The organism is Klebsiella grimontii, from assembly GCF_900200035.1.
GTDB lineage: Bacteria > Pseudomonadota > Gammaproteobacteria > Enterobacterales > Enterobacteriaceae > Klebsiella > Klebsiella grimontii.
The window spans coordinates 71,584-98,408 of the sequence record NZ_FZTC01000022.1 but is presented as its reverse complement, the minus strand read 5'-3'; the positions used below and the strand labels follow the sequence as shown (position 1 = coordinate 98,408).

Sequence of the window (26,825 nt, the reverse complement as noted above, 5' to 3'; positions counted from 1 at the left end):
CCCCCGTGCGGATTATTGCGGGTCGGCGGCGCTTGTCGTTTTATCCGGCGCTTCGCCCCAGTATTTTTGCTTACTGGTTTTACCGATCCCCGGATTCATGCTGTTGGTGGGATCGTTTTCGCGATAAAAGCGTTTTAAGCTTTCCGGCGCTTCATACAGATGGCCGACGTTATGCTCGGCCGGATACTGAGCGCCGCGCTCCTTCAGCAGCACCAGCATTTTCTCTTTCAGTTCGTGGGCATCGACGCCTTTTTTCACGATGTAATCCTGATGGAAAACGTGGCACATAAAGTGGCCGTAATAGAGCTTATGCACCAGCTGGCTATCGATATCGGCGGGAAGATGCTCAAACCAGTCGGTATCGTTACGGCGCAGGGCGATGTCCAGCGCCAGAATATCTTCCACTTCATCGGCGTGAACCGCCTGGTAGCGGATCGCCGCGCCCGCGGCGGCAAAGCGGTGCAGAAAGGCTTTGCTGCCTTCTTCCGCGGTGCAGACGAAGAAATCGCCTTCGGCGTTCTTAAAATACTCCCCGAGCCAGGCCTGGGCTTCTTCAATGCCGTCGCCCGCCATCTTCAGCAGCAGATGGTGTTCGTATTTATCGCGCCAGGTTTTCATTCGCTCCGGCAGATGCGCCGGGAAGACGTGACCCAGCTTTTGCATAAAGCGGTCGGTGAAGTGCGGCTTAAACAGCGACACTTTCTCCAGCATCGCGTCGGTGCGGCCCTTCATGGTAAAGAAGAACGGCATTTTATCGGTGCCGAGCTTGTCGATCATCAGGAAGGTATCTTTCCCGTACTGCTCGGCGATATCGTAAATATCGCGATGCATGTACTCGCCCGCCACCGGCAGATGGTTGAATTCGGCGAGAATATGGCGGCGAATTTCGGTCAGCACTTCCGGGCGGTTGGTGCCGATGTAGAAGACCTGCTGGCGTTTTGCCGCCGGGAAGGTATCGAGGCGCACGGCGAACACCGCCAGCTTGCCGGCGCAGCCCGAGGATTCAAACAGGCGGTCCGGGTCGGCGTTGTAGCGCGCTGGGGTATCGGCATTCACGTCGCGCACGCGGGTGACGTAATCATGATCGTGGGCGTGGCGACCGTCGTGGCGGACATCTTCATCTTTAACCCGCTCGTCGTCGAGGCGGCTAAGAATTTGCTCCGGCGTCGTGCCGAGGTCGATGCCGAGGTGGTTCACCAGGCTGAGCTTGCCGTTTTCATCGATTTGCGCATACAGCGACATTTCGGTGTACGCCGGGCCGCGCTGGACCAGCGAGCCGCCGGAGTTGTTGCAGATCCCGCCGACCACCGATGCCCCGATGCAGGATGAACCAATGACCGAGTGCGGCTCGCGGCCCAGCGGCTTCAGCGCTTTTTCCAGCGAATAGAGCGTCGTGCCGGGATAAGCCAGCACCTGCTCGCCTTTATCCAGCAGATGCAGTTTATCCAGGCGCAGAGTGCTGATAATCACGATATCGCGGTCATAATCGTTGCCGTTCGGCGTTGAGCCTTCGGTCAGGCCGGTGTTGGCCGCCTGCATCAGAATGATTTTGTCGGCGTTGACGCAGGCGTTCAGCACGCGCCACAGCTCCAGCAGCGTACCGGGAAAGACCACCGCCAGCGCGTCGCCCTGGCCGGAGCGAAAGCCTTTACGGTAGCGCTGGGTTTTAGCCGGGTCGGTGAGCAGATGGGACGAGCCGACCAGACGGGTGAGTTCAGCCAGAAAAGCGTTGTTATTGGTTGTTGCAGATGACATGTTCCACTCCTTGTGGTGGTACAAAATTATCAAAAATAAGAATAGCGCTTTGTATGACAATTTGATGCATCAATGTTTCGAAAAATCAGAGAACAACGCGCGCTTTATTCAGGCGTCTCGTTTATGTTTATGGCAGACTTCGACTTTTGCTATCTTTTCGCCGATCTGGTCGACTGGAACAATGAGGGATAAAAATGAAATGGCTTTGTACTGTAGGCGTCGCTGTGAGCCTGGCGCTGCAACCCGCGCTGGCGGATGAATTGTTCGGCAATCATCCCCTAACGCCGCAGGCGCGGGATGCGTTTGTGACGGAACTGCTGACGAAAATGACGGTGGATGAAAAAATCGGTCAGCTGCGCTTAATTAGCGTCGGCCCGGATAACCCGAAAGAGGCCATCCGCGAAATGATCAAAGAAGGTCAGGTGGGGGCGATTTTTAACACCGTGACCCGCCATGATATCCGCACTATGCAGGATCAGGTGATGGAACTCAGCCGCCTGAAAATTCCGCTGTTTTTCGCCTATGACGTGCTCCACGGTCAGCGCACCGTTTTCCCGATTAGCCTTGGTCTGGCCTCCTCTTTTAACCTCGACGCGGTGAATACCGTCGGGCGAGTATCGGCGTACGAAGCGGCCGATGATGGCCTGAACATGACCTGGGCGCCGATGGTCGATGTCTCCCGTGACCCGCGCTGGGGCCGCGCCTCGGAAGGATTCGGGGAAGATACCTACCTGACTACCGAGATGGGCAGGGCGATGGTGGAGTCGATGCAGGGGAAAAGCCCGGCCGATCGCTACTCGGTGATGACCAGCGTCAAGCACTTTGCGGCCTACGGCGCGGTCGAAGGCGGCAAAGAATACAACACCGTTGATATGAGTCCGCAGCGCCTGTTCAACGACTATATGCCGCCGTACAAAGCGGGGTTGGATGCCGGCAGCGGCGCGGTCATGGTGGCCCTTAACTCGCTTAACGGCACCCCGGCGACCTCCGACGCCTGGCTGCTCAAGGACGTGCTGCGCGACCAGTGGGGCTTTAAAGGCATCACCGTCTCCGACCATGGGGCCATCAAGGAGCTGATTAAACACGGCGTGGCGTCGGACCCGGAAGACGCGGTGCGCGTGGCGCTGAAGTCCGGCATCAACATGAGCATGAGCGACGAGTACTACAGCAAGTATCTGCCCGGGCTGGTGAAGTCCGGGAAGGTGACGATGGCGGAGCTGGATGACGCGACCCGCCACGTGCTGAACGTCAAATACGATATGGGCCTGTTTAACGACCCCTACAGCCACCTGGGGCCGAAAGATTCCGATCCGCAGGATACCAACGCCGAAAGCCGCCTGCATCGCAAAGAAGCGCGCGAAGTGGCGCGCGAAAGCCTGGTGCTGCTGAAAAACCGTCTCGATACGCTGCCGCTGAAAAAATCGGGCACTATCGCGGTGATCGGCGCCCTGGCCGACAGCAAGCGCGACATGATGGGCAGCTGGTCGGCGGCGGGCGTTGCCGATCAGTCGGTGACCGTGCTGACCGGTATGCAGAACGCGCTGGGCGACAAAGGCAAGATTATCTATGCCAAAGGCGCCAACGTGACCGACGATAAAGGCATCGTCGACTTCCTCAATCTGTATGAGAAAGCGGTGCAGGTTGACTCGCGCTCGCCGCAGGAGATGATTGACGAAGCGGTGGCGGCGGCGAAGCAGTCTGACGTGGTGGTTGCCGTGGTGGGCGAGGCGCAGGGCATGGCCCACGAAGCCTCCAGCCGCACCGACATCACCCTGCCGCCGAGCCAGCGCGCCCTGATTAGCGCCCTGAAAGCGACCGGCAAGCCGTTGGTGCTGGTGCTGATGAACGGCCGTCCGCTGGCGCTGGTGAAAGAAGATCAGCAGGCCGATGCGATCCTCGAAACCTGGTTTGCCGGTACCGAAGGCGGTAACGCGATTGCCGATGTGCTGTTCGGCGACTACAACCCGTCGGGCAAGCTGCCGATGTCCTTCCCGCGCTCGGTTGGGCAGATCCCCACCTACTACAGCCATCTCAACACCGGTCGTCCGTACAATGCGGATAAGCCGAACAAGTACACCTCGCGCTACTTTGACGAGGCCAACGGTCCGCTCTATCCGTTTGGCTACGGCCTCAGCTACACCACCTTTAGCGTTTCCGACGTGAAAATGTCGGCGCCGACCCTGCAACGTGACGGCAAAGTGACCGCCAGCGTGCAGGTGACCAATACCGGCAAGCGCGAAGGGGCGACGGTGATTCAGCTTTATCTGCAGGACGTTACCGCTTCCATGAGCCGTCCGGTGAAAATGCTGCGCGGCTTTAAAAAGGTGACCCTTAAGCCGGGCGAGACGCAAACCGTCAGCTTCCCGATTGACGTTGAGGCGCTGAAGTTCTGGAACCAGCAGATGAAGTACGACGCCGAGCCGGGTAAATTCAACGTCTTTATCGGCGTCGATTCCGCCCGCGTGAAGCAGAGCGAGTTTGAACTGCTGTAATGGCGATTTGTCGCCCGGGTAAGGCGCCAGCCGCAGCCCGGGAACACGCTTTCCGTTATCCTAAAGGCCGATTAATCGGCCTTTTCTTTTTCCGCTCCGCCCTAAATGAACTACGCTTTTCTCTTAAGCTCCTGTTAATGGAGCGCAAATTAAAGAGGGACGCGAGGATGATAAAGGCAAGTGTTTGGTCAGGCGCGCTGGCGCTGGCGGCCCTGATTAGCCTGCCGCTGCAGGCGGCCGAGCCGGTTAAGGTCGGCTCAAAAATTGACACCGAAGGGGCGCTGCTCGGCAATATTATTTTGCAGGTGCTGGAAAGTCATGGGGTGAAAACCGTCAATAAAATCCAGCTCGGCACCACCCCGGTGGTGCGCGGGGCGATAACCGCCGGTGAGCTGGATATTTACCCGGAATATACCGGCAACGGCGCGTTCTTCTTCAAAGAGGAGAACGACCCGGCGTGGAAAAACGCGCAGCAGGGATACGAAAAAGTCAAAAAGCTGGACGCGGAAAAGAATAAGCTCATCTGGCTCACCCCGGCTCCGGCCAACAATACCTGGACTATCGCCGTCCGTCAGGATCTGGCGGAGAAAAACCACCTCGCCTCATTAAGCGACCTCGCCGGCTATCTGCAAAAGGGCGGCGACTTTAAGCTGGCCGCCTCGGCGGAGTTTATTGAACGCCCGGACGCGCTGCCGGCGTTTGAAAAAGCCTACGGCTTTACGCTCAAGCAAGATCAACTGCTGTCGCTGGCGGGCGGCGATACGGCGGTCACCATCAAAGCGGCGGCGCAGCAAACCTCCGGCGTGAATGCGGCGATGGCCTACGGTACCGATGGCCCGGTCGCCGCGCTGGGTCTGCAAACCCTGAGCGACCCGAAGGGCGTGCAGCCGATTTATGCGCCCACCCCGGTAGTGCGTGAAGCGGTGTTAAAAGCCTATCCGCAGATAGCCGACTGGCTACAGCCGGTATTTGCCAGCCTGGATGAAAAGACGCTGCAAAAGCTGAACGCCAGCATTGCGGTAGAGGGGCTGGATGCGAAGAAAGTCGCCGCCGACTATCTGCAACAAAAAGGGCTGCTGAAGTAGCGCGCGCGTGACGATTCGTTGCGGTAACCGGGTTGCGCTGCTGCTGGCGTTGCTACTGCTGCTGGCGATGGCGCTGCCGTTTATCAATTATGCCCCTAACCGGCTGTTATCCGGCGAGGGGCGTTGGCTATGGCAGGTCTGGCCGTGGCTGGCGGGGGGGCAGGCGGCGGTCGCGCTGCTGATAGCGCTGCTGAGCTGGCGTTCAGGGCGCCTCCCGCTGCTGCTTATCTTCCTGCTAGCGGATCTGCTGCTGCCTTTATTGCTGTGGGGGGCCGGCAGGGCGGCGGTGCAGCTGGCCCAGAGCGGTTCTCTTTTAGCCCGCACCTCGCCGGGCAGCGGTCTGTGGCTGGCGCTGGCGCTTTGCCTGCTTATCGCCAGCGATGCGGTTCGTCGCCTGACCTCCCGCGCCCTGTGGCGCTGGCTGCTAAATGCGCAAATCTGGCTGCTGCCCGCGCTGCTGCTGGGACTCGGCGCGCTCAATGACCTCTCTTTGCTGAAAGAGTATTTCAATCGCCGCGATGTTTTTGACGATGCCCTGTCTCAGCATCTGCTCCTGCTGTTCGGCACCCTGCTGCCGGGGCTGCTGATTGGGCTACCCGTTGGCGTTTGGCTCTGGCGGTATCCCCGCTGGCAATCGCCGGTTTTTGCGGTTCTCAACGTGATTCAGACCGTTCCCTCCGTCGCGTTATTTGGCCTGCTTATCGCGCCGCTGGCCGGGCTGGCGCGGGAGTTTCCCTCGCTGGCGCAGATCGGCGTTTCCGGGACCGGCATGACGCCAGCGCTGATCGCGCTAGTGCTGTATGCGCTATTGCCGCTGGTGCGCGGGGTGACGACCGGCCTGCAGCAGGTGCCGCGTGAAGCGCTGGAGAGCGCGGCGGCGATGGGGATGAGCGGCGGGCAGCGCTTTCGCCAGATACAGCTACCGCTGGCCTTGCCCGTACTGTTGCGCAGCCTGCGGGTGGTTAGCGTGCAAACCGTCGGTATGGCGGTGGTGGCGGCTCTGATCGGCGCGGGCGGTTTCGGCGCGCTGATTTTCCAGGGGCTGCTCAGCAGCGCGCTGGATCTGGTGCTGCTGGGGGTAATCCCGACCATCGCGCTGGCGGTGGTGGTGGATGCGTTATTCGCGCTGTGGGGCGCATTACTGAAAGGAGAGGCCGGTGATTGAGTTTGACGGCGTCAACAAAGCCTTTGCCGGACAGCCTGCGGTGAAAGACCTCAATCTGCATCTGCGCGAGGGGGCATTTTCGGTGCTGATCGGCACCTCCGGTTCGGGGAAGTCGACCACGCTGAAGATGATTAATCGTCTGGTGGAGCACGATAGCGGGACGATCCGTTTCGCCGGGCAGGATATCCGCCAGCAGCCGGTGCTCGAACTGCGCCGCAAAATGGGCTACGCCATCCAGTCCATCGGCCTGTTTCCCCACTGGACGGTGGCGCAGAACATTGCCACCGTCCCGCAGCTGCTGAAGTGGTCGCGACAGAAAACCCAGGCGCGAATCGATGAACTGATGGCCTTGCTGGGGCTGGAGCCCGGCCTGCGCGAACGCTACCCGCATCAGCTTTCCGGCGGGCAGCAGCAGCGCGTCGGCGTGGCGCGCGCGCTGGCGGCCAACCCGGAAGTGCTGCTGATGGATGAGCCCTTCGGCGCGCTCGATCCGGTGACGCGCGAAGCCTTGCAGCAGGAGATGATCCGCATTCATCGCCTGCTGGGTCGCACGATAGTGCTGGTAACCCACGATATCGATGAGGCGCTGCGGCTGGCGGACCATCTGGTGTTGATGGACGGCGGCGAAGTGGTACAGCAGGGGGAGCCGCTGCAGATGCTGCTTGAGCCGAAAAATGCGTTTGTGCAGACCTTCTTTGGCCGCAGCGAACTGGGCGTGCGCCTGCTATCGCTGCGCGGCGTCGGCGATTATCTGCGCCGCGACGAGCGCCTGGCGGGGGATGCGTTAAACGTGGCGATGACCCTGCGCGAGGCGCTGTCGCAGTTCGTTGCCCATCGCCGCGAGGTGCTGCCGGTGGTCGATGAGCAGGGAGAGGCCTGCGGGACGCTGCATTTTGCCGACCTGCTGCGCGAGGAGGCCCGGCGTGAAGGCGCTGCGTGATCCGCTGCTGTGGCTCAGCGCCATGTTTATCGCGCTGCTGCTGGCGTTGCCCTACAGCGCGCCGCTGTTCAGCGCGCTGTTTCCCGAGCTGCCGCGTCCGGTTTATCAGCAGGAGAGTTTTGTCTCTCTCACCCTGGCGCACTTTTGGCTGGTGGCGCTCTCCAGCCTGGCGGCGACGATCGTGGGCGTCGGGGCCGGGATTGCGGTCACCCGTCCGGGAGGACATGAGTTTCGTCCGCTGGTAGAGACCATCGCTGCAATGGGGCAGACGTTTCCGCCGGTCGCGGTGCTGGCGATTGCGGTTCCGGTGATGGGATTTGGCTGGCAGCCCGCGCTGATCGCGCTGGCGCTGTATGGCATATTACCGGTTTTGCAGGGCACGCTGGCCGGAATTGGGGCGGTACCGTCCGGGGTATTAACTATCGCTCAGGGGATGGGGATGAGCGGCTGGCAGAGACTGATGAAGGTTGAGCTGCCGCTGGCGGCGCCGGTGATGCTCGCCGGAATTCGTACCTCGACTATCGTCAATATCGGTACGGCGACCATTGCTTCAACCGTTGGCGCGAATACACTCGGTACGCCGATTGTTATCGGCCTCAGCGGATTTAATACCGCTTATGTCATTCAGGGGGCGCTGCTGGTGGCGCTGGCGGCGATTATCGTCGACCGCGGTTTTGAACGGCTGAACCGGCGAATCAGCCGACACCGCCGCGAACAATAAACGAATAACCGGCCAGCATCACGCCGCCGATGCCGCTGATGGCCATAAATAAGAACAGGGTAATCACCGCAATTTTCGCTGGCTTCATAATAGGCTCCTGATGTTAACGCAGGGATTATACGGTGAAGCGCAGGTGTTAATAAAACATTAATTGCTTTTTAGCGACGACAATATCCCCGGCTCGCGCTGCGCTTAGCCGGGCTACGGACCCACAGCAATCTGCGATCCGGTAGCCCGGACAGGCGCATCAGGCGCCGCCTCCGGGTGACGTGGCGGTGGCGTGATTGAGCCAGATAATCTGCCCCTGCTGCTCCCAGAGACGCATTTGGTTGACCTGGGCGCTGCAGGGCGTCTCTCCGCACCAGACCATCAACGTACTCTCGGGGAAAAGTTCCGGCCGGAGCTGGTTTAGCGAATGGGCGAGAATATCCACCCGCCAGCCCTGCTCACTGGCTATCCATCCCTCCAGCCATAGCCGGGTAATATCGCTAACGTTCCAGCCCACAACCAGCGCATGGTTACCGGGATATTTTGCCGTGGATGACAGACTGCGGGCGATATGATTAATCAAAATACCGTCAAGGATGCCACGCAGCGCCAGCAACGTCGGCTGCGGGCTAAGCAGGCGCTGGCGTAAAGGGTTAATCAGGTGCTTGACCAGAATTTGCGCAGAGTCGCTGTGGTTGCGCTCCTTAAGCCACATGCGCAGGCGATGATAGCTACCGGTTTGCAAATAGCCGAGCAGGATCTCCTGCTGAGCGCGCCAGCCGTCGGCCACCTCTTGCTCGTTATCCATCAGCAGCGTTTTCACTTTCCCGACCTGCACGCCGGACTCAATCCAGCGCTTAATTTCGCGAATGCGGTCTATTTCATATTCGTTGAACAGGCGATGACCGCCGTCGCTACGCTGGGGTTTCAGTAATCCGTAGCGCCGCTGCCAGGCGCGTAACGTCACGGGATTGATATCGCAAAGCTGGGCAACTTCGCCGATTGTATAAAGCGCCATTTTCTCCTCCCGCTGTGTTCTCCTCCATTAACTGTAGAAGCTGTTTGCCGAAGCGGGAATTTTTGTCTGTTTTTTGTACAAAAAAGGACCGTCGAGACGCGGAGAAGTGTGATCTTAACCATGAATTATCATTTTCATGTATTGCTTCAAAGAAAGTTATAAGCAAGCAGTGTATGTTACGCGCTTTCAAATGAAGTGTGGTCTGCGGGTATGTACGAGTTCGATCTGGTGTTGCTGCTGCTTCAGCAGATGTGCGTGTTTTTGGTCATCGCGTGGCTGATGAGCAAAACGCGGCTGTTCATCCCGTTAATGCAGGTCACCGTCCGATTACCGCACAAGCTGCTGTGCTACGTGACCTTTTCCATTTTCTGCATCCTCGGCACCTACTTCGGCCTGCATATCGAAGACTCGATCGCCAATACGCGGGCCATCGGCGCGGTAATGGGCGGCCTGCTGGGCGGCCCGGTAGTCGGCGGTCTGGTGGGGCTGACCGGCGGCCTTCACCGCTACTCGCTGGGCGGCATGACGGCGCTGAGCTGCATGGTGTCCACCATCGTCGAGGGTCTACTCGGCGGCCTGGTGCACAGCATTCTGGTCAAACGCGGGCGGCCGGATAAAGTCTTTAGCCCGCTTACCGCCGGCGCGATCACCTTTTTCGCCGAAATGGTGCAGATGCTGATTATTCTACTTATCGCTCGCCCGTTCGAAGATGCGCTGCATCTGGTACAGAGCATAGCCGCGCCCATGATGGTTACCAACACCGTCGGGGCGGCGCTGTTTATGCGCATCCTGCTGGATAAGCGGGCGATGTTTGAAAAATATACCTCGGCTTTCTCAGCCACGGCGCTGAAGGTTGCCGCGTCGACGGAAGGGATCCTGCGTCAGGGATTTAACGAAGAGAACAGCATGAAGGTCGCGCAGGTGCTGATCCAGGAGCTGGATATCGGCGCGGTGGCGATAACCGATCGCGATAAGCTGCTGGCGTTTACCGGGATCGGCGACGATCACCACCTTCCCGGTAAACCCATCTCTTCGCTGTATACCCAAAAGGCGATAGATTCCGGCGAAGTCGTTTACGCCGACGGCAACGAAGTGCCTTACCGCTGCTCGATTCATCCCAACTGTAAGCTGGGATCGACGCTGGTTATCCCGCTGCGCGGCGAAAATCAGCGGGTGATCGGCACCATTAAGCTCTATGAAGCGAAGAACCGCCTGTTCAGCTCGATCAACCGTACGCTGGGAGAGGGGATTGCGCAGCTGCTGTCGGCGCAGATCCTGGCCGGTCAGTATGAACGGCAAAAAGCGCTGCTGACGCAATCGGAAATCAAACTGCTGCACGCCCAGGTGAACCCGCATTTCCTGTTCAACGCGCTGAATACGCTAAAAGCGGTGATTCGCCGCGATAGCGACCAGGCCGGACAGCTGGTGCAGTATCTGTCGACCTTTTTTCGCAAAAACCTGAAGCGGCCTGCGGAAATCGTCACCCTGGCGGATGAAATTGAGCATGTGAACGCCTATCTGCAGATTGAGAAAGCGCGTTTTCAGGCCAATTTACAGATTCAGATGCTGGTGCCCGAAGCGCTGGGACAGCATCAGCTTCCGGCGTTTACCCTGCAGCCAATCGTCGAAAACGCCATTAAACACGGGACTTCGCAGCACCTCGGGGTGGGCGAGATCACCATCCGCGCCAGTCAACACGAACGCTGGCTGCAGCTGGATATTGAAGATAATGCCGGGCTGTACCAGGACAAACCCAGCGCCAGCGGGCTGGGCATGAACCTGGTCGACCGCCGGCTGCGGGCGCGCTTCGGCGCCGACTGCGGGATCACCGTAACCTGCGAACCGGAATGTTTTACCCGCGTCACGCTGAGACTGCCTGTGGAGGACAACGCATGTTAAAAGTATTAATTGTCGACGACGAGCCGCTGGCGCGTGAAAACCTGCGTATTTTGCTGGAGACCCAGCCTGATATTGAGATCGTCGGCGAATGCGGGAATGCCGTCGAAGCGATTGGCGCGGTGCACAAGCTGCGCCCGGACGTGCTGTTTCTGGATATCCAGATGCCGCGCATCAGCGGCCTGGAGATGGTCGGCATGCTCGATCCCGAGCATCGCCCCTATATCGTCTTCCTCACCGCGTTTGACGAGTACGCGGTGAAGGCCTTTGAAGAGCATGCGTTTGATTATTTACTGAAGCCGATTGAATCCGCCCGGCTGGAAAAAACGCTGGTTCGTCTGCGCCAGGAGCGCAGCCTGCAGGATATGACCGTCCTCGACGATACTCAGCAGGCGCTGAAGTACATTCCCTGCACCGGACACAGCCGGATCTGGCTGCTGCAGATGGAAGACGTGGCCTTCGTCAGCAGCCGGATGAGCGGGATTTACGTCACCGACTGCGAAGGAAAGGAGGGCTTTACCGAGCTGACCCTGCGCACCCTGGAGAGCCGCACGCCGCTGCTGCGCTGCCATCGCCAGTACCTGGTCAACATGTCCCATCTCAAGGAGATCCGCTTTGAGGAGAACGGCCAGGCGGAGCTGCTGATGCGCGCCGGGCAAACGGTACCGGTCAGCCGCCGCTATCTGAAGAGCCTGAAAGAGGCGATTGGGCTGTAAAATGGCGGAATCGTGATAGACTGAGCGGCAGAATTTTTCATCATGAAGGCAATATGATCAGTAACGATATCTTACGTAGCCTGCGCTACACCCTGAAAACCAACAACAACGGCCTGGTAAGTATTTTTGCGCTGGCGGATGCGCCGGTGAGCGCGGAACAGCTGGTTCCCTGGCTGAAAAAAGAAGACGAAGAGGGGTTTGCGCGTTGCCCGGATATTGTGCTGTCCAATTTCCTTAACGGCCTGATTTACGCGAAGCGCGGTAAAGATGAATCCGCGCCGCCGCTCGCTGTCGAGCGCCGGGTCAACAACAACATCGTGCTGAAAAAGCTGCGAATCGCCTTCTCCCTGAAGACGGATGATATTCTCGCTATCCTCACCCAGCAGAAATTCCGCGTCTCCATGCCGGAAATCACCGCCATGATGCGCGCCCCGGAGCATAAAAACTTCCGCGAATGCGGCGATCAGTTCCTGCGCTACTTCCTGCGCGGGCTGACCGAGCGCGAACACGCGAAATCGTGATATGCCTCCCCCGGCTTGCGGCGTAAACGCCTGAACCGGGCTACCCGAAGGCACGGCCCCGTAACCCGGCTTGCGTAGCGCCAGCCGGGAGTTCTCCAGACCAGGCAAGGCTATTTCACTTCTTTAAAACCCTGCGATTTCAGCAATTTCTCCGACTCGCTCAGCGAAATAAACTTTTGTGAACAGTCGGAAAAGCTGGCCCCCGGCAGGTGACATAGCTCGCTGATTTTAGCCTGATTAAAGTCGATGGAGAGGTGTTCCTGCGCGACGTTCTCTTTATAGTCGACGCTGTGGGTGACGCCTTTGATTTTGCTGTAGGCCGCGCCGATGGGGTCGATGACCTTGCGCGCCTGCTCTTCGTTGCTCACGCCGAGCGATTTATAGGGGATAGTGTTATCCGCGTCCTGGCGGGTAACGACATCGTCTTTGTAGTGATAGGTGTAGGTCAGGTCAACGCCGTTGATCGTGTTGTTGAACGTTTTGACCTCATCTTTGTTGTTATCGCAGCCGACAAGCGTGGCCATCAATAGCGTTGCGCCCAGAGCGACGGTGATCCTGCGGTTAAATTTCATTATCATTCCTTGTTAATCAATCATCATCTCTAATTGTATACAGAGTTGCGCGATGGCGCTGAGCGTATCCTCGGCGGTGGCCGTTTCGCTCTCGCCCAGTTGCTGAAGCAGACGCGCAAGATGGCTAAAACCCTGGTTCGTCGACTCGCCGCCCAGCGTGGCGGCCTCGCGAAACAGGCTCTTTTGCTGATAGCGCAGGCCGTTGTGCGCTATCTGGATCAGTAGCGTCCGGGCGCGCTGCAACAGGCTCAGGGCCGGCGAGCGCGGCGGCAGTACATCGCCAACAGGCAACGGCGCGACGGGAAGCGGCTCGGCGTTCAGCGCCCAGGCGCGGGTACGGGTCATCATGACCAGCGGCTCCAGGCTAAGCTGCCCGTGATGAAAGCTGACCAACCCGGAAACCATCACCACCGGATCGTCCTCTTGTCTGAGCAGCGCCGCCATCCGCTCAACGGCATACGGCGCGCTGGCGGAGGCGGGAAGGGACAAGTACAAAACGTTGTTTTCTCCCACGCCGCTGAGGACCTGCGCATCCAGCGTTTGCCGGGCGGCGTCCCATCCGACGGCAAGGCAGGCCTCCACCGGCAGAATAAACAGGTTATCAACCTGATTGAGCGGGCGCACCCAGGTCGGGGGGCGCTGGCGCAGATACTCACGCAGGGCCGCGGCGCCCGGCTGCCGCAGCGGCGCGCTGAGCAAAAGCCAGGCATCTTCGGTGAGCGGAAGGCTGCTGCTCAGGCGCTGACGGGCGCCCAGCAGCAGCTCGCCGCCGGCAGTGCGGCGCGCTGACCGGGTAATGATTTGCCCGCCCGCCAGTATGCCGGCCTGAAAGGTAAACAGGCGGCGCTGCCATAGCGGATTTTGCGCCCGTTCAGCCAGCGGCCAGCGGTGCGACAGATGCAAAATGCTGCCGGTATCCGGATCGCTAAACCAGAGACGTAAGCCGTACTGCTGGTTATCCTGCCAGCCGCGCATGCCAAGGGAAATCAGCCGCAGATGATCGAGCTGCGCTTCACCGGCAATACCCTGACCGACGACGGTGCGCCACGGCAGGGGCGGCGTCTGGCCGGCATCGGCAAGCTGCGCCATTCGGTCGGCGCTCTCAAGACGGGCATTAAGGCCCGCGAGCTGGGCCAGCAGCTGCTCAGGCACGTAGTGGCTGGCGCGCTGCTGGCAGGCATCGACGCCTTCGCGCAGCTCGGCAAGCGCGCCGATGACCCAGCGCCAGTTGGCCGCATGCGCTGCGCGCTGCGCGCGGGTGAACGCGGCTTCGAAGCTGATTGGCGGCTGGCTGACGCCGTTTTGCCACAGCAGTTGGCTTAGCTGACGGAGGCTTTGTCGACAGGCTTCGCCCTCGGGCGTAGCAAAAGGTCCGCCGCGGGCGGCGACCCTGCGGCTGCGGGTTTGCCAGACCAGATGCGTAAAGCCCGGCTGTTGGGCTTCGGCGTCGGTAAAGGCCTGCACCGCCAGCGCGATATGCTCGCACAGGGAGCCTTCGATGCAGTCGCAGCGGGCAAAGCGGATACTGCTGCGGGAATAAAAACGCACATCGCTCATCGGCAGCTTTGCCGACGGCGTTTCGTTGGGTCGGCAGAACAATTCCACCGTCAGCCCTTTATCCGCCAGCTGCTGCGCCCGCTTGAGAATCGACTCGGGCAGGGTGGCCAGCTCCTCCTGCCACAGGCCGGGATGCCAGCGCTCGTCAGCGTTTGGCTCCCCTTCAGGAGCCGCGTGACCGGCGTTGGCGCGCTGATAGCTCAGGATCAGCATCACGCGATGGCGGCACATGCCGCTAGCGCCGCAGGTACAGCTAGACTCTTTGAGTGCCCGATCTTTTTCCAGCCGGGTACGGGTACCATCGCGAAAAACGGCGGTCAGCGTACCGGCCTCATCCTGCTCCAGCGCGGGGATATTGCCGTTATCCAGCTCTTTTTGAGCGCGTTTCACAAACCCGGCGTTGCTCAGCGCGGTGAGCGCCTGCGGCGTGAGCTCCAGTAATTCAGGGCGTAAAGGCATCATGATTGTAAATTCTCCGCCAGCCAGGAGGCGAGCTCGCCGGGCGTCATGGCGGCGATTTGCGCCCCGACGTTGACCAGCGACTGGGCCATTTCATGGTCATAACAGGGGGACGCCGCGTCGTCCAGCGCCGCCAGGCCGAGGACTTTGATGCCGCTTTGTACGCTCTGCTTGACCTGGTTAATCAACAGCGAGTTCGCTCCGCCTTCAAAAAAGTCGCTCACCAGCACAATCACGCTCTTGTGCGGTTGCTCAATCAGCTGCCGCGCATACTCTACGGCCTGGGCGATATGGGTGCCGCCGCCGAGCTGAACTTTCATCAGCAGCTCGACCGGGTCGGCGACATCCGCCGTGAGATCCACCACGCTGGTGTCGAACGCCACGAGGTGCGTGCGAATGCCGGGCAACTGCCATAAGCAGGCCGCCATGACCGCGGAATGAATCACGGAATCCACCATTGAACCGCTCTGATCGACCAGCAAAATCAGCTGCCATTTTTCGCTGTGGCGCTTCACGCGGCTGATAAACTTTGGCGATTCAATGTACAGCTTGCCGCGCTGCGGGTCCCAGTGCTGGAGGTTGGCGCGCAGGGTGCCTTTGAAATCAAAGTTGCGCGCCAGCGGGATGCGCGAAGGCCGCTGCCGGTCGCGCGCGCCGGAAAACGTCTGACGAACCTCTTTTGCCAGCCGGGCCATAATTTGCTCCACCACCTGGCGCACCAGCTGTCGGGCGGCGTTCAGCACGTCAGGATTCATCAGATGTTTGGTATGCAGCACCGCGCGCAGCAGGCTTTCGGAGGGTTTAATTCGTTCCAGCACTTCCAGATTCGTCACCACCTCGTCAATGCCGTAGCGCAGCACCGCATCGCTCTCCAGCCGCTCGATAACCGGCTGCGGAAACAGCGTATGAATGGCGTTGATCCACTCCGGCGTCGTCAGGTCGGACTCTTCCAGCCCGCCCATCCGCTCGCCCCGCTGCAGCCGTTGCGGATCGCGGCCGTAAAGCCACTCCAGGGCCCGGTCTACCTGGCGGGCACGCTCGTCGAGACCGCCGAGGCTATTGTCGGCGGCCGGGCCCAGAATCAGCCGCCAGCGCTGGAGTTCACGGGTTGTCAAAATATCGGATAGCGGATGCATTAGCGTCCTCCCCAGTGGCGAAGCGCCGCCAGCGCCTGCTGCTCCAACAGCTGGTGATGGATTAACCGCTGCGGCGAGCAGGAAACCGGCGCCTGTAGCGCATGGGTCGGCAGCATGGTCATGTGATAGTGATCGAGCACCTGGCGGGCCAGCGCGCCGCGTTCGCGGGGCGGCAGCCAGGCCATCGCCGCGCGTAAATCCGGCAGCGCGAGAATAAACTCCTCTTCCGCCAGACGGGCGAGACGCTCGCTGAAGCCAGCGATAAAGGCGGGCTGACAGGCAAGCTGATGGCGGGCCAGCGCCAGCATGCCATGTACCGCCTCTCCCAGACGCTGCGCGGGCAGCCGCGTCAGCAGGGCCAGCGCCGTTTCAGCGGTAGCGGCGGGGTGCTCGAGACGCATCAGCGCGCCAAGCGCCGCGCCGCGGTCGAGCGGTGCGGCATCGGCTGCGTGAATTCGCCGTTCAAGCAGCGCGAGAGCGGCGCTGAGCGAAACGCCCGGTAAAACGCTGCCGCTGTGGAGATCGCGCAGGATGTGGCACAGGGTCTGCCAGCTATGCAGATGGGCGTGAAACTGCTTCTCGTCGGCGACGCCGCTGGATTCGCAGAGCCACAGCGTCCGGTCAAGCGCCGCGCTGAGCGTGATTTCCAGCACGGCGGCGTTCTGCATGCCGCCGATGTCATCCCGCTGCCAGAGGGCATACAGCACCTCCAGCGCTGGCCCCATTTCGGCAAACTGGCTCTCTTCGGCAATCAGCTGCGCCAGCTGTTCCAGCATCTGCTGGCTAAAGGTGGCGAGCCCCGCCAGCGCCGCCTGATTGAGGCTGGCGGCGAGGCTTTTGATGCCAAAGGAGGAGAGAATATTCCCTTCCAGCCGCCGTCGCGCGGCATCCGCGAGGGAGGCGCCGTAGCGGGCGGATTCAATCAGGACGGCATGCTGTTCCATGGTGCGAAACACTCCCCAGCGCTCTTCGCCATCGCCGGAAAGGGCTACCGCGCTGCCGGTTCGCTGCTGGAACCCGGGGATCTCAAGAATGGCCAGCCGGTGTAATACCTGACTTTTCGCTAATCCGTCGGGCGCAAAGCGGTTGAGGTTCAGATTCGCCGGCGGGGCAATCCCGACGCGCGCCAGCTCGCGTTCGACGTCCTGCGGCAGCGGCGGCAGCGGCGTTCCCGGCGCGAGCTTGCCGAAATCCGCCCCCGCCAGCGCATCCACGATGGTCAGCAGAATAGGATCGGTTTGCGGATGGATGGCGCCGCGATAGCTCCACGGCAGCGGGGCGTTTAGCGCTTCTTTGATTAACGAGCCCGCCAGCGCGTCAAGCCAGTCGCAGCGCAGGGGCTGGGTATGGCCGCGCATCCGGGCCAGCGCCATGGCGCGCAGATGGGCGGCTGCCAAATCGGCGGTTGAGGCCGGAAGGCGATGCTGACGCAGGCGGGCGAGCAGGGTTTTCAGCAGCTGTTCCCCGGCCTGCCGCTGACCGAGCTGCCAGCACCAGCGCTGCCAGACCGGCGCCGGCATCCCGGAAAGATAGCCCGCCAGTACGTCCAGCCGCTTTTCGCTGTACGGCGTCAGATAGCAGCCGGTGACGGCATCGGGCGTCGGCGGAGGCGGTAATGCCGGCTCCTGCTCCTGCGCCGGGCAGTTCCGCCACAGGGTAGCCAGCGCCGGAGCGTGCCAGCCGCCGCAGACCACCACCACCGGGCCGTTATTTTGCCGCATCGCCCATGCCAGCCAGCGGGCCATATAAGCTTCCCGTCGCCGGCTGTTTTCGCCGCCGCCGCTGTCGCCGCGTAGCTGGACAAACCAGGTCTCCAGCGCCTGTTTCAGCCCGGCGCGCTGGTTTTCATCTTCGAACAGATGGTCCCACAGCGCGTCGGTATTCTCCATGCCGCTGACCTCGAGCAGGCGCTGATGGTCATCGGCGCGGCGGGCGTCAGAGGGATCGCTGTCGTTGTCGTCCTGCGCCCAGACGGGTAAATCGATAAAGCGGATATGCGCCCCCGTTGCCCGCGCGGCCAGCAGCGCCTGCCACTCCGGCGAGAATTCGGCGAACGGCGTCCAGGCGCTGCGTCCTGCCGCGCCGCCATGCTGCTGCTGGCAGTAGCTGTAGACGGCGATGGGCAGTTGGTGGGGTAAAAAAAGCTCGTCCAGGCGATGGTTAAAATCCGCCGGACCTTCAATCAGAACGTAGCGCGGGCACACGCGTTCTATTCGTTCTTTCACCAGCCTGGCGCAGGCCGGGCTGTGGTGACGAACGCCGATGATTAACGGCTGTTCTGGCATGCGTGTTCCCTCACGGCAGGCGGTGGCGGGCCTGATAATAGGCCTGCCAGTGGGCTTCTTTATGCGTGCCGACGCGTTGTTCAAAATAGCGGCGCAGGCGGGCGCGGTCATCTTCATTGTCTTTCACGATGGTACCGGCGATGCAGTCTACCAGGTCGGCGGGTTCGCCGGCGCGACCGGCGAGGAACCATGCCCGCACGCCGACGGCGTGGGCGACGTTGACCGCTTCGGCGGTGGACATCACCGCGCTGAGGGTATCCATCGCGGTTTTCTTACCCCCGTCGGCGCGCAGATCGCGGAAGGTCTGGATCAGCAGTTCCAGTACGACATCGGGGACTTTATGCGGGATGCCGCTATGCTCCAGCAGGCGAGCCGACGCGTTAGCCACCAGTTCCAGCTCCTGCTGAAAATCCATAATCGGAAAGACGGTTTCGAAGTCGAAGCGGCGTTTTAGCGCCGCGCTCATTTCGTTAACCCCGCGATCGCGGGTATTGGCGGTGGCAATAATATTAAATCCGGCGCGGGCATAGAGCTGGCTATCGTCGCCGGTTAGCTCCGGGATCGCCATGACGCGGTCGGATAGCATCCCCAGCAGGCAGTCCTGAACCTCCAGCGGCGTGCGGGTAATCTCTTCAAAGCGGACGATTTTACCGTCACGCATGCCCTGATACAGCGGGGCGGGCACCAGCGCCTGCGTCGACGGACCCTGGTTTATCAGCAGCGCATAGTTCCAGGCATATTTGATTTGATCTTCGGTAATCGCCGCGCCGCCCTGAATGGTGAGCCCGGCGTCGCCGCAGATGGCGGTGGCCAGCAGCTCCGAGAGCAGCGATTTAGCCGTACCCGGCTCGCCGACCAGCATCAGGCCGCGCCCGGTCGCCAGCGTGACCAGCATCCGCTCGACGGCGGCCGGACTCATGACCACCTTGCGGCTAATGTCGCGAGCGCTATCGCCAAGGATAAACGCGCGCGCCGCAGGCAGGCTTAGCTGCCAGCCGGGCGGGCAGGGGAAACAGTCGTTCTGCTGCAGCCGGGCGAGCTCATCGGCGTAAAGTATGGCGGCAGGGGGGCGCTGAAGATGTGGTTCCTGTTGTATCATCGTTTCTTCCTTAAAGAGACCGCGGTAATGGGAGCATTTTTATCCTATGTGCAGCGAATAGCGTAAACGCGCTTTGCTTATCCACGGAAAATGACCTCAATCGTGCTTAGCGCCTCGCTGAGATCCTGTGGATCGAGCTGTGAGAACGCAGCGGGCCGTTCGCCATCATAGAGTCTGATGGCGGCAAACCGCTGAGGAGCCTTCGCATCCATGTTGTAGTGCACGAACCCTGGCGTGATTTCCAGAATCAGTCGATGCCGCCCGACATCGTAGCAGAAACGGTTTTCAGCGCCCTGCCACCAGCCGCGACTGCGGATGCCCAATAATTGCCCGCAGGTTGTTGATTTTCCCTGCCAGCGCGTAAGCTCGCTGCGGGCGGTTTCTTCCGCCAGCAGCTGCACCGTCTGGCGCGTCAGCTGGCGGAACGGTGGCAATAGCTGATAATCGGCAAAAATTTGGCTAAATGCTGCCCGCGTCGCGTCATCCATTTCCAGCGGATGAACAAGGCCGAACAGCGCCTCTTCCGGTAGAGCGATAGGGTCATCCTGGCCATCGCAGAATTCCTCTTCTGCGGCGACGCGAAAGGCGTTGAGCAGGCGACGGGGTTCACTGGCGGCGTAGATTCCCCATACCAGGCGCCGGGTAAGATTGTTGGTCAGCGGATGATCGACAAACAGCGATTGAAACTCCGTTCGCGTCCAGCGCCGTGCCAGCCGCAGGGCGTTTTCCAGATGCGGCAGCAGGCGTTTGGCCACCTGGGCTGCGTCTTTTTTCAGGCCTTTCAGCCTGGCCAGCGCTTCCGCGGCTTTTACCTGGTCATCTTCGGCGCGCAGGCGCGGCAGGCTCTTTTGCCGCGCTCCCTGCTGGTCGTAAATCACCGGCAGCAGATTTTCATCAAAACGGACATAAAAGCCGCGGGAACCAAAATCAAAAGCCAGCGTTTGGGGATCGTCCAGCCCCAGCGTAGGCGTTAGCCGATCCTGCAGCTGCTCTTCGCTGAGATCGCGGGCTTCGGCGACCTCTTTAAGAGACTGCCTGGCGCTTTCGCGCAGCGGGCGGGATTTGGCGCCCTGCGCGATGTGGTGCAGCTGCAGCAGCGCCATATCGCTGCCGATGCGGGTGAGAAGATGCAGCCCGCTGGCGGCGCGGGCGGATTTCCCTTCCTGCGGCCAGGCCAGGATAAGCTGGGTTAAATCACGCACTGTCGCTTCATCGCCAAAAATCCCCAGCGCCTGAAACGCCCAGTTATCTTTGGCTGGGGCTCCGGCAGTCTGCCATGCGTTAAATAAATCCCAGACGAAAGCGGCCAGCGATTGGGGCTGGCAGGCGGCTTTGGCTAAATCCAGCCCGCCGTAATGATGGCCGCCCTGGGCGAAGCGCAGCATTTCGCCGAAGATCTCCAGCGCATCGTCAGTCAACGGCTGGTCGGTGCCGATAAGCCGCGGCCTGCGCCAGAGCGTCGGTTGCCAGAAGTCAGGCACTTTTGGAATGCGGACAGGGTAGTTGTCCAGCGGATCCTGCGTCAGCAGCTGTTCCAGCTTCGTCCACAGTGCCGGTTCGTTCCAGCGTTGTGCTACCGCTTTCAGCCGTTCATGGTGGCCTTCCTGGTACAGCAGACGCAGCGCGTTAATAGCCGCCTCGCGGCTATCGCCCGCTTTATCGAACGCCAGTGGGATTAACGCGGCGGCTGCGTGCTCCGGCCACTGCAGGAGCCACTGACGAGCCAGTTGGCTGTGCGCCTGCAAGCGTCGCCAGACGCGGGCCATCGGTAGCGCCAGCTCCGTTGCGCCGAGATGCGTCAGCAGGGGGAAGATCTCCTTTGGCCGATGCTGCAGCGCCAGCAGCAGGCCGGGTAGGGCATCGGTCCCGAGAATGCTCAGCGCATATTCGGCGCCGACAAATCTAAAGTTAGCGGCATTGATGCCCTGCCAGGCCACCAGCGCCCGCTCGCGAGGCAACTGCATAAGCAGATAAAGATTCCAGCAGTCGTTAGGGTTGTAGGCCTTTACCAGGTAATCCCCCCATGCCTCCAGTAGCGTAGCGATATCGAAGTTTTGCAGTGCGTGGCAGGCGTTGCCCCACCAGACATAGCGATGAAAATATTTCTCCGTATCGAAATGGTCCCGCTTGCCGCATAACGTGTACTGGTGGAACAGGTATTCAATACTCTGAAAGCCCAGCTCCTGCATGACGATGGTGCAACCTATGCTGGCGAGACGTTCATCGAGCGGAAGGTTATTAAAGAAACAGGCGGGTTTGCTGGCAGCCAGCGCTTCCCGCTCTCCTGGCTGCCAGTGCTCCTGAGGCGCAACGGTCAGCGACGTTAGCGCAAAACGCGGGGGCGCGACTTTTTTCTTTTTGCTGCGCCACGGCGGCGAGCGCAGGATCTCCGGCAGGCAGGAGCGATCGGTTGCCAGCGTAACGTCTGAAGGCATCGATGGTCGGCTGGCCGCCAGAAGTTCCTGTGCCTTCGTGCTTAGCCAGGGAGTAACCTGCTCAGCCAGCTGAGGATGCGTATTGAGCAGCGTCCGCAGCAGCATTCTCCAGCTTTCTTCACGCTTTTTCTGCTGCTGCGGACGCTTTTTCTCTGCGATCTCAGGATAGCCCGGACGAGCGGGCGGTTCCGGCAGCGCCAGCAATTCCGCTACAGCGGCCAGAGCGGCATGGGGATATTTTTTGGCGAATGTTGACACGCGCTGCTGGCTGGGTTTGTTTTTATCCGCCACCAGCAGCAGCAGCCGGATAGCCTGCGGATGGTTAATTTGCGCCAGCAGGCTGCCGCAGTCATTCCGGTGCGCATATATCGCCAGCCTGGGGATCGCCGCCAGCCCCTGCTCGCGCAGCAGGGCCGCGCAGGCGGAGTAACCGTAGCGGTTTTCGTCGCACATCTCGCTGGCCTGACAATCGGTAAAGACATCAAGCCAGCAGGATTGCTCCAGTACTGCCAGCTTAGCAGGATCTGTCGCTACCGCTTTCAACCACTCGCTTGATGAACGGCTGGCGTATTTATCAGCGTCGAGCAGGCTATTTGCAACGTCCGGTCGTTCCGGCAACAGCAGGGCAATAAACGGTTTACGATTAAGCTCGATATCAGGGAGCGCGCGGATAAGTTTGTCAGCGCAGCGTAGCCAGATCGCCTCTTCAGCCAGCGAAAGGTGTTTTCGCAGACGCAGATCGAATTCGTGGTAAGTATCGCAGCGAAAACCGTACTGGTACGCTTTTTTCGGATGAGAAAAAACGATGCTGGGTGGCTGAAGATTGCTGTGGGTCACGGTGATAAATTGCCGTTCAATCACCACTTCGGTGGCATATTCCACGCCCCTTAGCTGGACGATTTCATCGAGTAGCTCGGGACTGTCATCTTCTGCCAGCCGGGTAAGCGCCGCCAGCGCGCGGGGGGGCATTGCCGGTTTGGCTTCGCCCACATAGCCGACCGCCTGCGCAATAGCCTGCCGCCATTCGGCAGTGCATGTTTCATAGTCCCACGTAAGGGCCTGAATATGCTGATAGCGCGAGAGAATATCGTTCGCCAGTCGTTGCAGGCGTCCCTCTTCGATCGGCGGTACCGGGTCGCCAGGCCAGCGGCGATGGCTTAACGGTTGTTTGCCCTTTTTAAAGGATAGCTCCAGCTGCGCGTCATCCGCCAGCCATGGCGGGAGTGCTGTGTTGTGCATAAACGTTCCTTGTGTTACTCAAACAGCCCGTCGATATCGTTAATCAATTCGCTGAGGGTGACGTTATCCAGCACCGAAAACGTGGCCTGCTGTTTGCCGTTGCCGCCCCAGCCGTACTGGTGCGCATTTTCGGCACACAGCCATATTTTGCTCAGCAGCTGCTCGGCGCTGAGTTCATCCGGCAGCAACCCGACGGCAAAGCCTTCGTCGATTTCCATCACCAGCGTCCACTGGCCCAGCGGTTTAAGCATCCAGCCAATCCAGCCTGCATCCTGCGGTTCGCCGCGCAGCCAGCCTTTATTCGCCAGCCCTATTACCCGCCCGCTCGGGCATTTGCGCCCGGCCCAGCGGGTCAGCTCGGTGGCCGCCAGTTCGGCGGTCGTCAGGGTGTAGCAGCTGCGGTCAAGCTGGCGGAACGGCGGCAGCAGCTCATAATCGGCGAACAGCTGACCGAAGGCGGCGGCGTCTTCCGCGGGCATTTCCAGCAGATGCGGAAGACCGATTTGGACCGCGCCTTGCGGCAGGGTGAACAGATCGTCATCGGCGTTACCGTAGCTGTTGTCTTCCGCCACGCGGAAGCAGGCCAGCAGCCTGTTTTCGGCGTCGTAGACTCCCCATACCAGGCGGCGGGTGAGGTGGCAGACCAGGGGATGATTAACCAGAAACTGCCGGAAGTTTTCCGCCGTCCAGCGGCGACGCTGGCACATGGCGGACTCCATGCGCGCGATTTGCTGGGCGGCAATCGTGCGGGCGTCTTTTTTCAGGGCTTTGTAGCGATTAACGGCCTCGGTAGCCAGCGCCTTATCATCGCTTTTATTCGGCTTCGGCAGGTCCTTAAGGCGGCTGCCGTTTTCATCGCGCACGTAAGGCCTGAGGGCTTCATCAAAGCTAATGATAAAGCGCCGCGGGCCGAAATCGAGGGTCAAGGTTCCGTCGTCGTTGAGTCCCAGATCCGGCGCGAGGCGGTCCTCCAGCTCTTCCACGGTCAGCGCGCGGCTTGCGGCGATATGGCCGATTTTCTCTCTGGCGCGCTCCTGCAGGGCTTTGAACTTGAGTTTCCCGGCGATGCCGTTCAGCTGCATCAGGGCGATATCGGTGCCGATGGCGGCGAGAATATCCAGCCCGACGGTAGCGCGTTTATGTTGGGATTCTCCCGGCCAGGCGCGGATCAGCGGGGTGAGCGCGCGGGCGGTATCGTCGTTACCGAAGATGCCGAGCGCGGTAAAGGCCCAGCTCTCTTTCGACGGCGCGCCGGCGGTTTGCCAGGCGCTGAACAGATCCCAGGCGAAGGCGGCGAGTGATGCCACGGTACAGAGATCTTTTACCTGCTGCAGGCCGGGGTAAATACCTTCCTCTGACGGGAAGCGCAGCATTTCGCCGAGCGTTTTTAATGCGTCGTCCGGCAAGGCAAGGCCATTTTCCCGCAGCAGCGGTCGCGCCCACAGCGCGGGCTGATAAAACGCGGGCAGCGGCGGAATTTTCGTCGGATGGTTATCCAGCGGATCGAGCGCCAGTAGCGCGCCGACCGCCGCCATCACCTCCGGCCGATCGTAGCGGCGGGCAACCTGTTCAAGCAGCGGCTGATGACCGTTATCCATCAGCATGCGTATGGCCAGGCGCGCACTGTCCTGCGCTTCGCCCGCTTTACCAAGGGCGGCGGGCAGCAGGCCGGCAATGGCGTGCTCCGGATAGGCCAGCAGCCACTCGCGCGCCTCTTCGCGCAGAGTTTTCAGCTTGTGAAAGGCGCGGGCGACGATGGGGGACAGTTCGCTGGCGGCAAACCAGATAGCGACCGGTAAATTCTCCTGCGGATAGCGGGACAGGGCGTGAATAAAACCCGGTAGCCCGGCAAGACGCAGATAGGCCATCACATATTCCCCGCCGGTATGGGGCTCTTTACTCAGCGAGCTCCAGGCATCGGCTGCCCGCCCTGCGGGCAGCGCGGTGAGCATATAAAGATTCCACTCCCCCGGATAAGGGGCGTGGTAAGCGTGGAATTCGGCGATCAGCGCGGGATAATCCTGCCGCCGCCAGGCATCTGCTGCGGCGTCGGAGGCGTGTTCATAGCGATTGTTTTGACGGATCCAGACCCTGAAACCCAGGCGCGTTAGGTACGCTTTCTCACTCTCCTGTTGGCTCATCTCCACCTGCTGCGCGTACCAGCTCCGCTGGGCGAGAAGCGCGTTGGCCGCCTCTTCCGTCAGCATACAGGCCGGTTCTAAAGCCAGCGGCGTTAAGCTTAGCTGAGGGATCGGTGATTTTTTCTTTTTCGCCGTCCACGGGGGCGAAACCAGCACCGGCGGCAGAATATCGGCCCCGGCGCAGTCGACCCGCTGGCTTAACTGCCGTTGGCAGGCTGCCAGCAGCGTTGCGGCCTGCGACGAGAGCCACGGCGAAATTTGCGCCGCCAGCTCCGGCTGCGCGCTCAGCAGGGTCATCAGCATAATGCGCCAGCGCTTCTCTTCTTTCTGCGCCAGCAGTTCGGCCAGCGCCGCCAGCGCCGCGTGCGGGAAGCGGGCGCTGGCGCGGGCCATCCGCTCGTGGCAGCGTTTGCCTTGTTCGCTCACCCGGATCAGCTGCATCAGCGCCTGGGGATGGTTCACGCCGCTTACCCGCTCTCCGCACAGGTCATCGTGAACGTAGGGCGCAAAGCGGGCGATACCGGCGACGCCCTGTTCGCGCATCACCGTCGCGTTCCAGACGCTGCCGTGGTAATAATCGTTAAACAGATTTTCCGTCTGGTAAGGCTCCAGCGCTTTGACCACCTGCGGGTCGCGGGCGACGACCTTCAGCCATTCCGCCGTCTTCACATTTTTGTGCGCCAGTACCCGACGGGCGATATCGTTCACGATATCCTGGCGTTCCGGCAGCAAGAGCGCCACCAGCGGCTGTTGCCCGATGGGCATATCCGGCAACGCGGCGATCAGTTTATCCACGCAGCGCCGCCAGAGCGCCTCATCCGCATGAGCCAGATGGGCGCGCAGGCGCACGTCGAGCAGCGCCGGCCCGCGCGCGCGGGTGGGCTCGGCGCGGAAAGTCACCTGAAGGGTTTGATAATTATAATCAAACTCAATGTGCTGCAGGGCGATAAACATCTCGATGGCATATTCCAGACCGTAAACGTAAACAATCTCGTCCATCAGACAGGCATTATCAGCGCTGCGCCAGCCGCGGCGCGTGGCTACCGCCACCTGAACCGCCAGCGCCGCGGGTGAAAGCGGGCCATCGGTCAGGGCCTGGTTGATGATTTGCTGCCAGTACGCGGAGCAGTCGGCAGAGTTAAAGGTGACGATATTCCCTGATTGTTTGTGGATCTCGTTGCCGAGGTCCATCAGTTTGCTATTTTCAGGCGCGGCGATCGGTTTACCGGGAAAGAGGCGAGAAGGGAGCACCTCTTCAAGCAGCTCATCCGATAAAAGCAGTTCGCCATCGTCCGCCAGCCACGGACGGGTGATGTCTGAGGGCGTTGAGGCGTATTCGGGCTGTGGGGCGGCTGGTGGCGATGCGGGTAAGGCAGGCTGCTCGGTGCGAGTAACTTCAACGTAGCCTTTGCGGGTTTTTTCGTTAATCAATTTGACTTCAGCCTTGCTGGCCGCCGCCGCGTCGGCAAAGGTTTTGATCTGGCTCTGCCCGTGTGTGCCAACCTTGCCCCAGCGTAGATGCAGCTCGTGGCCCTGCTGCTCAATCGCCCAGAATTTATGTGATTTTTCGTCCTGATAAATAAAGGTTTTCATCAACGTCCCTGT

Annotated in this window: 18 protein-coding genes; 8 read left to right on the top strand and 10 right to left on the bottom strand. The window is 60.7% G+C overall.

Annotated features, from left to right (window positions below):
• Positions 1-12: 12 nt before the first annotated feature.
• Complete coding sequence (gene dld / locus KOSB73_RS21175; protein ID WP_004138578.1) at positions 13-1,755, bottom strand: D-lactate dehydrogenase; 1,743 nt, start codon at positions 1,753-1,755, stop codon at positions 13-15.
• Positions 1,756-1,949: 194 nt separating this feature from the next.
• On the opposite strand from dld, the gene bglX reads away from it, so the two are divergent.
• The 5 genes from bglX to KOSB73_RS21150 all read left to right on the top strand — a co-directional run bounded on the left by bglX (position 1,950) and on the right by KOSB73_RS21150 (position 8,158).
• Entirely contained in the window at positions 1,950-4,247 is a 2,298-nt protein-coding gene (gene bglX / locus KOSB73_RS21170) for a beta-glucosidase BglX (protein WP_049250944.1), read from the top strand.
• A 167-nt stretch (positions 4,248-4,414) separates the two neighbouring features.
• Positions 4,415-5,332, top strand: coding sequence for a glycine betaine ABC transporter substrate-binding protein OsmF (gene osmF / locus KOSB73_RS21165; RefSeq protein WP_024359196.1), 918 nt, complete (start codon positions 4,415-4,417; stop codon positions 5,330-5,332).
• Positions 5,333-5,339: 7 nt separating this feature from the next.
• A complete protein-coding gene (locus KOSB73_RS21160; RefSeq protein ID WP_098140958.1) occupies positions 5,340-6,497 on the top strand; it encodes an ABC transporter permease in 1,158 nt (385 codons plus the stop codon).
• Complete coding sequence (locus KOSB73_RS21155) at positions 6,490-7,437, top strand: ABC transporter ATP-binding protein (RefSeq protein WP_024359194.1); 948 nt, start codon at positions 6,490-6,492, stop codon at positions 7,435-7,437. Before KOSB73_RS21160 ends, KOSB73_RS21155 begins: the two co-directional genes overlap by 8 nt.
• Complete coding sequence (locus KOSB73_RS21150; RefSeq protein ID WP_024359193.1) at positions 7,421-8,158, top strand: ABC transporter permease; 738 nt, start codon at positions 7,421-7,423, stop codon at positions 8,156-8,158. Before KOSB73_RS21155 ends, KOSB73_RS21150 begins: the two co-directional genes overlap by 17 nt.
• Here the strand turns inward: KOSB73_RS21150 and KOSB73_RS21145 are convergent.
• Both KOSB73_RS21145 and KOSB73_RS21140 read right to left on the bottom strand, forming a co-directional pair.
• Positions 8,133-8,246, bottom strand: coding sequence for a protein YohO (locus KOSB73_RS21145; RefSeq protein WP_004103838.1), 114 nt, complete (start codon positions 8,244-8,246; stop codon positions 8,133-8,135). The two genes, KOSB73_RS21150 and KOSB73_RS21145, sit on opposite strands and share 26 nt — an antisense overlap.
• Before the next feature lie 159 nt (positions 8,247-8,405).
• On the bottom strand, positions 8,406-9,164 hold the full coding sequence (locus KOSB73_RS21140; RefSeq protein WP_098140956.1) for a MerR family transcriptional regulator: 759 nt from the start codon (positions 9,162-9,164) through the stop codon (positions 8,406-8,408).
• Positions 9,165-9,374: 210 nt separating this feature from the next.
• Between KOSB73_RS21140 and KOSB73_RS21135 the strand changes: the two genes are divergently transcribed.
• From KOSB73_RS21135 to KOSB73_RS21125, 3 genes are read left to right on the top strand one after another with little or no spacing between them, the layout of a single operon-like run.
• Complete coding sequence (locus KOSB73_RS21135; RefSeq protein ID WP_004138597.1) at positions 9,375-11,063, top strand: sensor histidine kinase; 1,689 nt, start codon at positions 9,375-9,377, stop codon at positions 11,061-11,063.
• Positions 11,057-11,776 carry a two-component system response regulator BtsR gene (btsR, locus tag KOSB73_RS21130; RefSeq protein WP_004138598.1) on the top strand — a complete coding sequence of 240 codons (720 nt, stop codon included), beginning with the start codon at positions 11,057-11,059 and terminating at the stop codon, positions 11,774-11,776. The genes KOSB73_RS21135 and btsR overlap by 7 nt, the downstream gene beginning before the upstream one ends.
• A 53-nt stretch (positions 11,777-11,829) precedes the next feature.
• On the top strand, positions 11,830-12,297 hold the full coding sequence (locus KOSB73_RS21125; RefSeq protein ID WP_004138601.1) for a YehS family protein: 468 nt from the start codon (positions 11,830-11,832) through the stop codon (positions 12,295-12,297).
• A 110-nt stretch (positions 12,298-12,407) separates the two neighbouring features.
• On the opposite strand, the gene KOSB73_RS21120 is transcribed toward KOSB73_RS21125, so the two are convergent.
• The 7 genes from KOSB73_RS21120 to KOSB73_RS21090 form a co-directional block, all read right to left on the bottom strand.
• Positions 12,408-12,869: a YehR family lipoprotein gene (locus KOSB73_RS21120; RefSeq protein WP_004138602.1), complete on the bottom strand. Its 462-nt coding sequence runs from the start codon at positions 12,867-12,869 to the stop codon at positions 12,408-12,410.
• 12 nt (positions 12,870-12,881) lie between these two features.
• Positions 12,882-14,888, bottom strand: coding sequence for an SWIM zinc finger family protein (locus KOSB73_RS21115; protein ID WP_098140954.1), 2,007 nt, complete (start codon positions 14,886-14,888; stop codon positions 12,882-12,884).
• Positions 14,885-16,021, bottom strand: coding sequence for a vWA domain-containing protein (locus KOSB73_RS21110; protein WP_098140952.1), 1,137 nt, complete (start codon positions 16,019-16,021; stop codon positions 14,885-14,887). The genes KOSB73_RS21115 and KOSB73_RS21110 overlap by 4 nt, the downstream gene beginning before the upstream one ends.
• Positions 16,021-18,306: a DUF5682 family protein gene (locus KOSB73_RS21105; protein ID WP_098140950.1), complete on the bottom strand. Its 2,286-nt coding sequence runs from the start codon at positions 18,304-18,306 to the stop codon at positions 16,021-16,023. The genes KOSB73_RS21110 and KOSB73_RS21105 overlap by 1 nt, the downstream gene beginning before the upstream one ends.
• A gap of 10 nt (positions 18,307-18,316) precedes the next feature.
• Positions 18,317-19,405: an ATP-binding protein gene (locus KOSB73_RS21100; RefSeq protein WP_004138609.1), complete on the bottom strand. Its 1,089-nt coding sequence runs from the start codon at positions 19,403-19,405 to the stop codon at positions 18,317-18,319.
• Between the two features lie 77 nt (positions 19,406-19,482).
• Positions 19,483-23,079, bottom strand: a complete 3,597-nt coding sequence (locus KOSB73_RS21095; RefSeq protein WP_098140948.1) for a DUF4132 domain-containing protein — start codon at positions 23,077-23,079, stop codon at positions 19,483-19,485.
• Between the two features lie 14 nt (positions 23,080-23,093).
• On the bottom strand, positions 23,094-26,813 hold the full coding sequence (locus KOSB73_RS21090; protein WP_098140946.1) for a WGR and DUF4132 domain-containing protein: 3,720 nt from the start codon (positions 26,811-26,813) through the stop codon (positions 23,094-23,096).
• Positions 26,814-26,825 lie beyond the last annotated feature (12 nt).

Excerpts from the sequence above, each read along its gene's own strand:
- KOSB73_RS21100 (WP_004138609.1), bottom strand. The coding sequence starts at position 19,405 with ATGATACAACAGGAACCACATCTTCAGCGCCCCCCTGCCGCCATACTT.
- KOSB73_RS21145 (WP_004103838.1), bottom strand. The coding sequence starts at position 8,246 with ATGAAGCCAGCGAAAATTGCGGTGATTACCCTGTTCTTATTTATGGCC.
- KOSB73_RS21120 (WP_004138602.1), bottom strand. The coding sequence starts at position 12,869 with ATGAAATTTAACCGCAGGATCACCGTCGCTCTGGGCGCAACGCTATTG.
- osmF (WP_024359196.1), top strand. The coding sequence starts at position 4,415 with ATGATAAAGGCAAGTGTTTGGTCAGGCGCGCTGGCGCTGGCGGCCCTG.
- KOSB73_RS21140 (WP_098140956.1), bottom strand. The coding sequence starts at position 9,164 with ATGGCGCTTTATACAATCGGCGAAGTTGCCCAGCTTTGCGATATCAAT.
- KOSB73_RS21105 (WP_098140950.1), bottom strand. The coding sequence starts at position 18,306 with ATGCCAGAACAGCCGTTAATCATCGGCGTTCGTCACCACAGCCCGGCC.
- dld (WP_004138578.1), bottom strand. The coding sequence starts at position 1,755 with ATGTCATCTGCAACAACCAATAACAACGCTTTTCTGGCTGAACTCACC.
- KOSB73_RS21090 (WP_098140946.1), bottom strand. The coding sequence starts at position 26,813 with ATGAAAACCTTTATTTATCAGGACGAAAAATCACATAAATTCTGGGCG.
- KOSB73_RS21110 (WP_098140952.1), bottom strand. The coding sequence starts at position 16,021 with ATGCATCCGCTATCCGATATTTTGACAACCCGTGAACTCCAGCGCTGG.
- KOSB73_RS21095 (WP_098140948.1), bottom strand. The coding sequence starts at position 23,079 with ATGCACAACACAGCACTCCCGCCATGGCTGGCGGATGACGCGCAGCTG.
- btsR (WP_004138598.1), top strand. The coding sequence starts at position 11,057 with ATGTTAAAAGTATTAATTGTCGACGACGAGCCGCTGGCGCGTGAAAAC.
- KOSB73_RS21115 (WP_098140954.1), bottom strand. The coding sequence starts at position 14,888 with ATGATGCCTTTACGCCCTGAATTACTGGAGCTCACGCCGCAGGCGCTC.
- KOSB73_RS21135 (WP_004138597.1), top strand. The coding sequence starts at position 9,375 with ATGTACGAGTTCGATCTGGTGTTGCTGCTGCTTCAGCAGATGTGCGTG.
- bglX (WP_049250944.1), top strand. The coding sequence starts at position 1,950 with ATGAAATGGCTTTGTACTGTAGGCGTCGCTGTGAGCCTGGCGCTGCAA.
- KOSB73_RS21125 (WP_004138601.1), top strand. The coding sequence starts at position 11,830 with ATGATCAGTAACGATATCTTACGTAGCCTGCGCTACACCCTGAAAACC.